Annotated in this window: 12 protein-coding genes and 1 other RNA gene; 5 read left to right on the top strand and 8 right to left on the bottom strand. The window is 66.2% G+C overall.

The window, feature by feature from the left end:
• Positions 1–619 (top strand): energy transducer TonB (locus HNW77_RS16430; RefSeq protein WP_172159115.1); only part of this gene is annotated, 619 nt, incomplete at its 5' end.
• Positions 620–648: 29 nt separating this feature from the next.
• A complete protein-coding gene (locus HNW77_RS16435) occupies positions 649–2103 on the top strand; it encodes an AMP nucleosidase (protein ID WP_172159117.1) in 1455 nt (484 codons plus the stop codon).
• A gap of 104 nt (positions 2104–2207) precedes the next feature.
• On the opposite strand, the gene HNW77_RS16440 is transcribed toward HNW77_RS16435, so the two are convergent.
• From HNW77_RS16440 to HNW77_RS16460, 5 genes are all read right to left on the bottom strand, one after another.
• Positions 2208–3023, bottom strand: a complete 816-nt coding sequence (locus tag HNW77_RS16440; RefSeq protein ID WP_130732436.1) for a TIGR00282 family metallophosphoesterase — start codon at positions 3021–3023, stop codon at positions 2208–2210.
• Positions 3024–3038: 15 nt separating this feature from the next.
• Positions 3039–3650 carry a 5-formyltetrahydrofolate cyclo-ligase gene (locus tag HNW77_RS16445; protein ID WP_172159119.1) on the bottom strand — a complete coding sequence of 204 codons (612 nt, stop codon included), beginning with the start codon at positions 3648–3650 and terminating at the stop codon, positions 3039–3041.
• Positions 3651–3659: 9 nt separating this feature from the next.
• Positions 3660–3818, bottom strand: a non-coding RNA gene (gene ssrS, locus HNW77_RS16450) — 6S RNA.
• Positions 3819–3827: 9 nt separating this feature from the next.
• On the bottom strand, positions 3828–4169 hold the full coding sequence (locus HNW77_RS16455) for a cell division protein ZapA (RefSeq protein WP_172159120.1): 342 nt from the start codon (positions 4167–4169) through the stop codon (positions 3828–3830).
• 3 nt (positions 4170–4172) lie between these two features.
• A complete protein-coding gene (locus HNW77_RS16460; RefSeq protein WP_172159122.1) occupies positions 4173–4439 on the bottom strand; it encodes a hypothetical protein in 267 nt (88 codons plus the stop codon).
• An 80-nt stretch (positions 4440–4519) separates the two neighbouring features.
• Between HNW77_RS16460 and HNW77_RS16465 the strand changes: the two genes are divergently transcribed.
• From HNW77_RS16465 to thiE, 3 genes are all read left to right on the top strand, one after another.
• The gene (locus HNW77_RS16465) at positions 4520–4906 is read left to right on the top strand and encodes a hypothetical protein (RefSeq protein ID WP_241694531.1); all 387 of its coding nucleotides are present in this window, start codon (positions 4520–4522) and stop codon (positions 4904–4906) included.
• Between the two features lie 58 nt (positions 4907–4964).
• Positions 4965–5885, top strand: a complete 921-nt coding sequence (locus HNW77_RS16470) for a class I fructose-bisphosphate aldolase (protein ID WP_172159125.1) — start codon at positions 4965–4967, stop codon at positions 5883–5885.
• Between the two features lie 83 nt (positions 5886–5968).
• On the top strand, positions 5969–6601 hold the full coding sequence (gene thiE, locus HNW77_RS16475; protein ID WP_172159127.1) for a thiamine phosphate synthase: 633 nt from the start codon (positions 5969–5971) through the stop codon (positions 6599–6601).
• 31 nt (positions 6602–6632) lie between these two features.
• Here thiE and HNW77_RS16480 read toward each other — a convergent pair whose 3' ends face one another.
• From HNW77_RS16480 to epmA, 3 genes are read right to left on the bottom strand one after another with little or no spacing between them, the layout of a single operon-like run.
• Entirely contained in the window at positions 6633–7652 is a 1020-nt protein-coding gene (locus tag HNW77_RS16480) for a hypothetical protein (protein WP_172159129.1), read from the bottom strand.
• A 25-nt stretch (positions 7653–7677) separates the two neighbouring features.
• Complete coding sequence (locus tag HNW77_RS16485) at positions 7678–7848, bottom strand: hypothetical protein (protein WP_172159131.1); 171 nt, start codon at positions 7846–7848, stop codon at positions 7678–7680.
• Positions 7849–7872: 24 nt separating this feature from the next.
• Positions 7873–8895: an EF-P lysine aminoacylase EpmA gene (epmA, locus tag HNW77_RS16490; RefSeq protein ID WP_172159132.1), complete on the bottom strand. Its 1023-nt coding sequence runs from the start codon at positions 8893–8895 to the stop codon at positions 7873–7875.
• Positions 8896–8969 lie beyond the last annotated feature (74 nt).

Raw genomic sequence — 8969 nt, forward strand, 5'->3', positions numbered from 1 at the left:
GCAGACCCCCTCCGCCCCGCCCATGAGCGATGCGCCCTCCGACCTGTCGGTGCCGCAGGCGGAACAGCACGACCAGTTCAACCCCGCCATGCAGAACTCCGGCCATGGCAGCCGCCCGGCCCAGCAGTCGCACAGCCAGTCCTCGCCCAATGCCTATGCGGCGTTGCAGCACCCGATGAACTGGTCGCTCTCCGCCTCCCCCCTGCCGCGGCGCACCCAGCGCGGGCGCGCGGGCGGCACGGGCGGCCCGATCGACCTCTCGCTCGGCCCGGTGGTGCAGAATGGCAAGGTCAACGCCCCCTATTCCAGCAATACCCAGATCAGGGGCGTGAGCGAGGATTATGGCGCGGAACTCGACCGCTGGATCCGCAGCCACATGTACTACCCGCAGGAAGCCGCGCAGGCAGGCGAGGAAGGCCCCTCCTCCGTGCATGTGGAACTCGACCGCGACGGCCACGTGACCAAGGTGCGCCTGACCGGGCAATCCGGCTCCTACTATCTTGATGCGGCAACGGTGGGCATGTTCCGCAACGCCCAGCTTCCCCCCGTGCCGCCGGACATGCAGGGCGATACCTTCCCCATCGACCTGACCATCAACTACATCCTGATCCGCCGATAACGCGCGGGCAGCCGGGAGACCTCATCGCCATGGACACAGCACACCTCCTGCAGCAGGCCGGGCATGACTTCCACGCCTTCGACACGGCCGATGCCGCCGTGGCCCGCATTACCGAACTCTATGACCACGCAGCCGCGCTGATCCGCCACGCCTTCGCCACGCGCGATACATCGGGGCTGGCAGATGCGGTCTATCCCTACCTTGCCTTCATGCCCGCAAGCCCCTTGCCGCCCGATGGGCCGCGCCCGCCCTTTGACGTGGTGCTCGAGCCCGGCTTCTACGGCACCACGCTCACCCGCCCCGCCCTGTTCGCAGCCTACTGGCGCGAACAGATCGAAAGCCTGCTGCGCCATTACCGCACGCCGGTCATGGTGGGGCTGTCGCGCCAGCCCATCCCGCTCTCCTACGTGATGGAGGAGGCGGTCACCTCGCTGACCGAATCGGACCTTGCATGGATCCAGACCCATTTCGCGCTGCCCGACCTGCATGTGACCGATGATTCGATCGCCAACTGCGAGTACATCCCCCGCCCCGACGTGCCGCGCCCGCTCGCGCTGTTCACCGCCCAGCGCACCGACTACTCCCTGGCGCGGCTGCACCACTACACCGGCACGGCGCCACGGCATTTCCAGCGTTTCATCCTGCTGACCAACTACCAGCGCTATGTCGATGCGTTTCGTGAATACGGGCATGCGCAGGTGGATGCGGGGTCGGAATACACCGCCTTTGTCGAGCCGGGCGAGATCATCCACACCCGCGCCGCGCCCCACGCCGCCACCCATGCGGGCCAGAACCTGCCACAGATGCCCGCCTACCACCTGTGCCGCCCCGATGGCGATGGCATCACGCTCATCAACATTGGCGTAGGCCCCGCCAATGCCAAGACCATTACAGACCACCTGGCCGTGCTGCGCCCGCATTGCTGGCTGATGGTGGGCCACTGCGCGGGGCTGCGGCGCAGCCAGAAGCTGGGCGACTACGTGCTGGCGCATGGCTACCTGCGCGATGACCATGTGCTTGATGACGACCTGCCGCCCTGGGTGCCCGTGCCCCCCATTGCCGAGGTGCAGATGGCGCTGCAGGACGTGACCGCCCGCGTGACCGGCCTGCATGATGCCGAGGTCAAGACCCGCCTGCGCACCGGCACGGTCATGACCACCGACAACCGCAACTGGGAGTTGCGGCTGGGCGCGCTGTTCACGCGCATCAACACCTCCCGTGCCATTGCGGTGGACATGGAATCGGCCACGATCGCGGCCAACGGCTTCCGTTTCCGGGTGCCCTACGGCACGCTGCTGTGTGTTTCGGACAAGCCGCTGCATGGCGAACTCAAGCTGCGCGGCATGGCCAATGCCTTCTACCGCGAGCGCGTGCGCCAGCATCTGGTGGTGGGAATCGAAACCATGCAGCAGTTGCGCGCGCAGGGCGTGGACCGGCTGCATTCGCGCAAGCTGCGCGGGTTTGACGAGCCTGCTTTCCGCTAAATCATTAAGATCATAAAAGTTTTTGGGTACCGCCTTTTTTCAAAAAGGCGACATTCTTTTGAAGCTTTTTGAAAAAAGCTTCACCAAAAACTTTGATCTGTTGATCAGAAATCCGGCAGCGTGGGGGCCAGGTGCCCGCCCTGGCGCACCGGCGCCATGCGACGGGCAAGGCCGGTGGCGTCATCGGTTTCCACCATCATGCCCGCGATGCTGGCCTCGCCCTCGGCGGGTTGCAGGCGCTCGCCGGGCATCTTGCGCACGAATCGGGCAATCGCCGCCTCCTTGCCCATGCCGATCACGCTGTCATAGTCGCCACACATGCCCGCATCGGTCTGGAAGGCCGTGCCGTGGGGGAAGATGCGGTGATCCGCCGTGGGCGTGTGCGTGTGCGTGCCGATGACCAGCGACACGCGGCCATCAAGGAAATGGCCCATGGCCCATTTCTCGCTCGTGGCCTCGGCATGCACGTCCACCACGGCGGCATGCATGGTCACACCCAGCCGGTGGCGCGAGAGGATATCGGTCACGCTGCGGAAGGGATCATCCATCGCATCCATGAACTGCCGGCCCATGATGCTGACCACCAGCGCCTTGCGGCCATCGACGAGTTCCACCACCACGCTGCCCTGCCCCGGCGTGCCGGGCGGGTAGTTGGCGGGGCGGATGATGCGCGGTTCGCTGCCGATATGGCCGATCAGGTCGCGCCGGTCCCAGCTATGGTTGCCCAGCGTGATGACATCGGCCCCCGCCTCAAGCAGGTCGCGGCCGATGGCGGGCGACAGGCCAAAGCCGTGGCTGGCGTTCTCGCCATTGACCACCACGAGGTCGAGGGCCAGGTCGCGCCGCAGGCCGGGCAGCCGGGAAATGACGGCCTCGCGCCCCACGCGCCCGACAATATCGCCCAGAAACAGTATTCTCAAGAAAACAGCCTTTATCTACCGCGTCCGCCCGTCACCACGACACCGGATCCATTCACGCTCGGTCACGATCGCGGGCAGCGCCACGTCATACCGGCCGGTCGGGATGCACGCCACTTCCTGAAAGGAAAAGCCAAACCCCACCGCCCGCGCCGCGGGCAGGCTGGCCAGCGTGCGATCATAATAGCCCCCGCCATATCCCAGCCGCATGCCCCGCCTGTCAAATGCCAGCAGCGGCACGCACACCACATCAGGCTGCACGATGGGGCCATCAGGGTGGGCGGTGCCATAGCGGCCCGCCCGCATGGTGCAACCCGGCTGCCACAGGCGGAAGGCCAGCCTGTGGCCCCTGGGCGTGGTTTCAGGCAGGGCAATGCACAGGCCATCGGCGTGGAGCGCATGCATGACGGGCTGGAGTTCACTCTCGCCGGGCAGGGGCCAGACAAGGGCAATGGCATCGCCTGCCGTGGCCATGGCGCGCAGGGCGCGGACCATGCGGTGCTGGAGGGCTTTCTCGGCCATTTCACGCCCGGGGGCAGCGGCAAAATCGGCCCGCCTGCTGGTCATGACGCCACGCAGGGCCTGCTTGGCATGCGCGGTGGACCATGATTCGTTTGCGATGGAAGTCATGGAAAATGATACGGAGCCGCCATGGCCGTTGGTCGGATCAGCCCTCCCGGACCTGCTGACGCAGGTGGGCGCCAGATAACGTGACCACGATCACGACAGTGCCAGCTCCCTAGGAAGTGCTTATCGGCCCAGGGGTTGAATCATGCCTGACGCACCCGGCAGCCCCGCCCTTTCTATCTAGTCTTCTTCCAGTGCGTCCGCAATGTTTTCCGCACGTTCAACAAGATGCGCAAGCTGCTCCCTGCGGCGTTCGTTCTCGATGCGCGCCTGCCGACCCTGCGCAAGCTGGTGGGCGGTGTCCGATGACATCTTTTCCGCCGTCAGGTCATGGATCTCGTCGGCCATGAGCAGGGCGGCCAACGCAAGCAGCCGCCCCTCGCCGCTATGGCCGCCGAGTTCGCGGATGCGCTCGATCCGGCGCTCGACTTCCTGCGCCATGGCCTGAAGGTGCTTTTCCTGCCCTTCCTTGCATCCCACGGCATAGGAAAAACCGTTGATGCGCACGGTAACCTGGCTCATGGCCTATTCCTCCCCGCTGGTGGTTTCCCCACCTTCATCAAGCACGTCGCGCACACGGGCAATGAGCACGTCGATATTGGCGGCAAGCGCCTGCAGGTCGACATCAGGCGCGGGTGGCGGCTGGATGGCGGCCTGGGCCGTGCGGCGGTCCAGAGCGAAGGCGATGCGGTTGAGGGCGAGTTCAAGGCGGTCAGCCGGATTCTCTCCAGCCTCCGAGGGGGAGCGCGTGGCGTCCTGTTCCGGTGGCATGATAATATCAGACACGTTCATCCTTTCCCTCGTTCCTCCCCTTGAACTGATCGCGCGGTGCGGTTTCAACGTCAAGCATGATCAACAAACATGACCATTATATGCCGCTTATCATGGTTTCGGGCACGCAGGATCTGGCGCTGGTCACCACGACTGCGGCATCGTTACGCATGGACTGCGCCGTGGTTTCCCCCCCCGGGGCAGGGTGTTTCATGGGCGTGCCGTGGTGGACGGCGCTGGTGGCGGGCTGCCCGCTGCCCGCCTGGCTGGACTGCGGGCAGGCGGCGGGCCATGCCGCAGCCGCCCTGCGCGCAGGATTGAGCGGTGTCATTGTCAGCGCCACGGCCCCGCAGCACCATGCCCTTGCATCACTGGCCAGCCTGACGGGTGGCCACGTGCTGCGCGCGCGCCCGCACGCGCTGGAACTGCCCGCACGGGGTGCGAGGGATGCGCTGGAAAGATACCTGCGTAATCCCCGCATGCCCTGACAGACCCGTCCGGGCCAGCGCAGGATGCACGCATGCCCATTTGCAAGGGGAACGAGAAATGACACTGACACCGCAGGTCAAGGCGATCCTTGACCACTACGAAAGTGACACGCCGGGCACCAGGGCCAACCTCTACCGGCTGATGAACACCGGCAGGCTCGCGGGCACCGGCAAGCTGGTAATCCTGCCGGTCGATCAGGGTTTCGAGCATGGGCCGGGCCGTTCATTCGCCCCCAACCCGCCCGCCTATGACCCGCATTACCATTACTCGCTCGCCATCGAGGCCGGGCTGAACGCATTCGCAGCCCCGCTGGGCATGCTCGAGGCCGGGGCCAGCACGTTTGCGGGCCAGATCCCCACCATCCTCAAATGCAACAGCTCCGACAGCCTGACCACGCAGAAGAACCAGGCCGTGACCGGCACGGTGGCCGATGCGCTGCGGCTGGGCTGCTCGGCCATCGGGTTCACCATCTACCCCGCCAGCGACTACCAGTTCCACCAGATGGAGCAGTTGCGCGAGATGGCGCGCGAGGCCAAGAACGCAGGGCTTGCCGTGGTGGTGTGGAGCTACCCGCGCGGCCCGATGCTGGACAAGGCGGGCGAGACGGCCATCGACATCTGCGCCTATGCCGCCCACATCGCCGCCGAACTCGGCGCCCACATCATCAAGGTCAAGCCCCCGACCGAGGATTTGTGCCTGCCCGCGGCCAAGAAGGTCTATATCGACGAGAAGGTGGATATCACCACCCTGCCCGCGCGAATCCGCCATGTGGTGCAGTCGGCCTTTGCGGGGCGCCGCATCGTGATCTTCTCGGGTGGCGAACACACCACCACCGCCCACCTGCTCGAGACCATCCGCGGCATCCACCAGGGCGGCGGGTTCGGCTCGATCATCGGGCGCAACACCTTCCAGCGCCCCCGTGCCGAAGCCCTGAAGCTGCTTGGCGAGATTACCGACATCTTCGCGCAGAAAGCCTGATCCCGCCGCCGGTGCCCCGCATGGTAAAGCAGGCCATGCGGGGGCTGTTCGCAGCCGCCCCGGTGGCCTAGGATCAGCCCGACATGACCGATTGCCAGCTTTACCTCATCACGCCCGAATCGCTTGATCCGGCCACCTTCGCCCCCCGCCTTGCCGAGGCGCTCGACGCAGGCCCGGTGGCTGCGGTGCAACTGCGCCTTAAAAACGTCGATGACGACACGATCCGCCGCGCGGTGGACGTGCTCCAGCCCGTAACCCATGCGCGGAACGTGGCCTTCATTCTGAATGACCGCCCCGACCTTGCCGCAAGCTGCGGCTGCGACGGGGCGCATGTGGGCATGGACGATACCGACGTGGCCACCGCCCGGCGCATTCTGGGCGACGACCTGCAACTTGGCGTATCGTGCTATGACAGCCGCGACATGGCCCTGCGCGCGGGTGAGGCCGGGGCGGACTACGTGGCGTTTGGCGCGTTCTTCCCCTCGCCATCGAAGGAAACCGAGGTGCGGGCCGACCCGGCGCTGCTCACATGGTGGAGCAGCATGATCGAACTGCCGGTGGTGGCCATTGGCGGCATCACGCCCGATAACTGCGGCACGCTGGTGCGCGCGGGGGCGGATTTCCTGTCGGTCATCAGCGCGGTATGGTCGCACCCTGATGGAGCGGGCGCGGGTGTCAAGGCTATGAACGCGGCGATTGCAGCCGCAGAAGCATAAACGTTTCAGGTAAAGCTCTTTTCAAGAAGCTTCACAGGCCGGATTCCCGCTCCGGGCGCAGATACCCCGCCCACCTCTGCACAGTCGGGCTGGGGTCCGCCTCAAGCGCGGGCAGGATCGTCGCCAGACCGGGAAAATCCCGCCAGCACTGCGCCAGTGCCCGCAGCGCCGTGCGCCTGACCAGGGCCGAGCGGTCCTGCAGGGCCATGGCGATCAGGGCATTGCGGTCAACGGGTTGCCTGACATCACGCCGCGCCAGTTCCGGCACGGGCCGGTCGAGGCCCAGCGATTTGTTCACCCATTCCCGCCGGGTGCCCGTTTTCCATCGCGCCTGCCCCCATAGCAGCACCTGTAGCGCGGTGGCCCGCACGCCTGCCTGCCGCGCCATGGCCGCCAGCATGGGCAGGGCGGCATCAAGCAGCGGCGTGCGCAGGAAGGAACGCAGGGTCACGGCCAGCGCGCCATCGCATGCCGTGGCAAACCGCGCGACGAGTTGCACCCGCACGGCGGGGCGGGCGAAAAGTTGGTCCATGCAGGCCGCCTGCGCGGGTGCCCAGCGCATCCAGTCCTGCCATCCTGCCCGCAGGGCCAGGCCCATGGCGACCGCGACATCGGGCGCAACCTGCGCGAACAGCCTGCCTGCGCACCATGCGGCGGCCGTGCGCACGGGGCCAGCCCAGTCATTGAGGCGCATGGCAAGGGCCGCCAGCATGAAAGGCGAACGCGGCACGGTGACCAGCGCGTTGAGGGCAGCCTCGCGCACATGGCCATCACGGTGCAATATGAGCACCTGCGCCAGCATGGGCATGGTGGCCAGCACGCCGCATATGCGGCGGCGGTCCTGTTCGGGGTTCCTGGGGTAATAAAAACAGCACAACGCGTTTCTGATCCGCACGCTGGCCGTAACAACCTGCGCCGCCGGCAGGCCATCAAGCCTTGCAACACACGCCGCGACAAGGGCGGTGGGCGGCGCGGTCCCTGCCAGCAGGCATTGGCCAAGCGCAACGAGGTCCGCCTCGAGCGCAGGGGGCAGGTCGTAATCCGTCAACATGGCAAGAAAAGCTCCATGACCGGGTTCAGGCACCCAAAACGGGATCAATACCTGCCGACAGGAGGCCGGTGATCTTTTTACCAGCGAGGCCGCGGATTGCAAATCCTGACAGACTAAAAAGGATAAAAGTTTTTGGTGAAGCTTTTTTCAAAAAGCTTTGAAAAGACGCCGCCTTTTGAAAAAAGGCGGCACCCAAAAACTTTTATTACTTTCCAGTATTTTACGATCCGGCTCCCAGCCACTGCACATCCGCAATGCGGTTGGTGCCCGCCGCCAGCATCACCAGCCGGTCAAAGCCCAGCGCAATGCCCGCACACGGCGGCAGGTTGCCAAGGGCGGACAGGAAGGCTTCATCCATCGGCCAGTCCAGCCCGGATTCGCCGGGGTAAAGCGCCAGCCGCCGCGCCCGGTCGGCCTCAAAGCGGGCGCGCTGCTCGGCGGGGTCGGTCAGTTCCTCAAACGCATTGGCCAGTTCAATCCCGCCTGCATAAAGCTCGAAACGCAGCGCCACGCGCGGATCAGTGGGGTCGCGCCGGGCCAGCGCCGCCTGGCTTGCGGGCCAGTGCGTCAGGAAGGTGGGGCGCGTGCGGCCGATACGGGGCTCGACGCGCGCCATCATCAGGCGGAAGAACAGGTCCTCCCACGTCTCGCCGCGACGCAGGTCGCACCCTGCCGCCTCGGCCAGCGCCGGGGCGTCGCCCTCATGGGCCAGAATGTCCACGCCGGCATGGCGGGCAAAGGCTTCGGCCACGCTCAGCCGCTCGAAGGGGGCGGCAATGCTGATCTCATCGCCCTCCACCCGCACCACCGGCGGCACGACCGCGCGCAGCAGGGCTTCGGTTTCATCCATCAGGCTGCCCAGCGTGGCGCCGGGGCGATACCATTCCAGCATGGTGAACTCATGGGCGTGCAGCCTGCTGCCCTCGGCATTGCGCCACACCCGCGCCAGTTGGTACACGGGCAGGCCGGTGGCGGCGACGATGCGCTTCATGGCAAATTCCGGGCTGGTGTGCAGCCACAGCCGCTCACGGCTGCCATCGGCCCCCGCGCGCTCGGTGGCAAAGACCTTGAGGTGCACTTCCTCGCCCGGAGTCGGCACGGCGTAGGGGGTCTCGACTTCCGTATAGCCTCGCGCATCAAAAAAAGCCCGCACCCCGCGCAGCACGAGGTTGCGGCGCAACAGCCGCGGCAGCCGGTCGGCAATGCGGGCATGATCAGGGCGTGGGGGCAGGGACTCGGGCATGGGGCACGCTCTCGGGTTGCAGCGGACGGATGCGCGCAGTAACAGCCCCCGCATGGCACTCCCGGTCAATCCCC

The sequence above is a fragment of the Komagataeibacter melomenusus genome, from assembly GCF_013155395.1.
GTDB lineage: Bacteria > Pseudomonadota > Alphaproteobacteria > Acetobacterales > Acetobacteraceae > Komagataeibacter > Komagataeibacter melomenusus.

What these genes read in the sequence shown, in the direction of transcription:
- HNW77_RS16435 (WP_172159117.1), top strand. Translation starts at nt 649, where the DNA reads ATGGACACAGCACACCTCCTGCAGCAGGCCGGGCATGACTTCCACGCC.
- HNW77_RS16445 (WP_172159119.1), bottom strand. Translation starts at nt 3,650, where the DNA reads ATGACTTCCATCGCAAACGAATCATGGTCCACCGCGCATGCCAAGCAG.
- HNW77_RS16455 (WP_172159120.1), bottom strand. Translation starts at nt 4,169, where the DNA reads ATGAGCCAGGTTACCGTGCGCATCAACGGTTTTTCCTATGCCGTGGGA.
- HNW77_RS16460 (WP_172159122.1), bottom strand. Translation starts at nt 4,439, where the DNA reads ATGAACGTGTCTGATATTATCATGCCACCGGAACAGGACGCCACGCGC.
- HNW77_RS16465 (WP_241694531.1), top strand. Translation starts at nt 4,520, where the DNA reads ATGCCGCTTATCATGGTTTCGGGCACGCAGGATCTGGCGCTGGTCACC.
- HNW77_RS16470 (WP_172159125.1), top strand. Translation starts at nt 4,965, where the DNA reads ATGACACTGACACCGCAGGTCAAGGCGATCCTTGACCACTACGAAAGT.
- thiE (WP_172159127.1), top strand. Translation starts at nt 5,969, where the DNA reads ATGACCGATTGCCAGCTTTACCTCATCACGCCCGAATCGCTTGATCCG.
- HNW77_RS16480 (WP_172159129.1), bottom strand. Translation starts at nt 7,652, where the DNA reads ATGTTGACGGATTACGACCTGCCCCCTGCGCTCGAGGCGGACCTCGTT.
- epmA (WP_172159132.1), bottom strand. Translation starts at nt 8,895, where the DNA reads ATGCCCGAGTCCCTGCCCCCACGCCCTGATCATGCCCGCATTGCCGAC.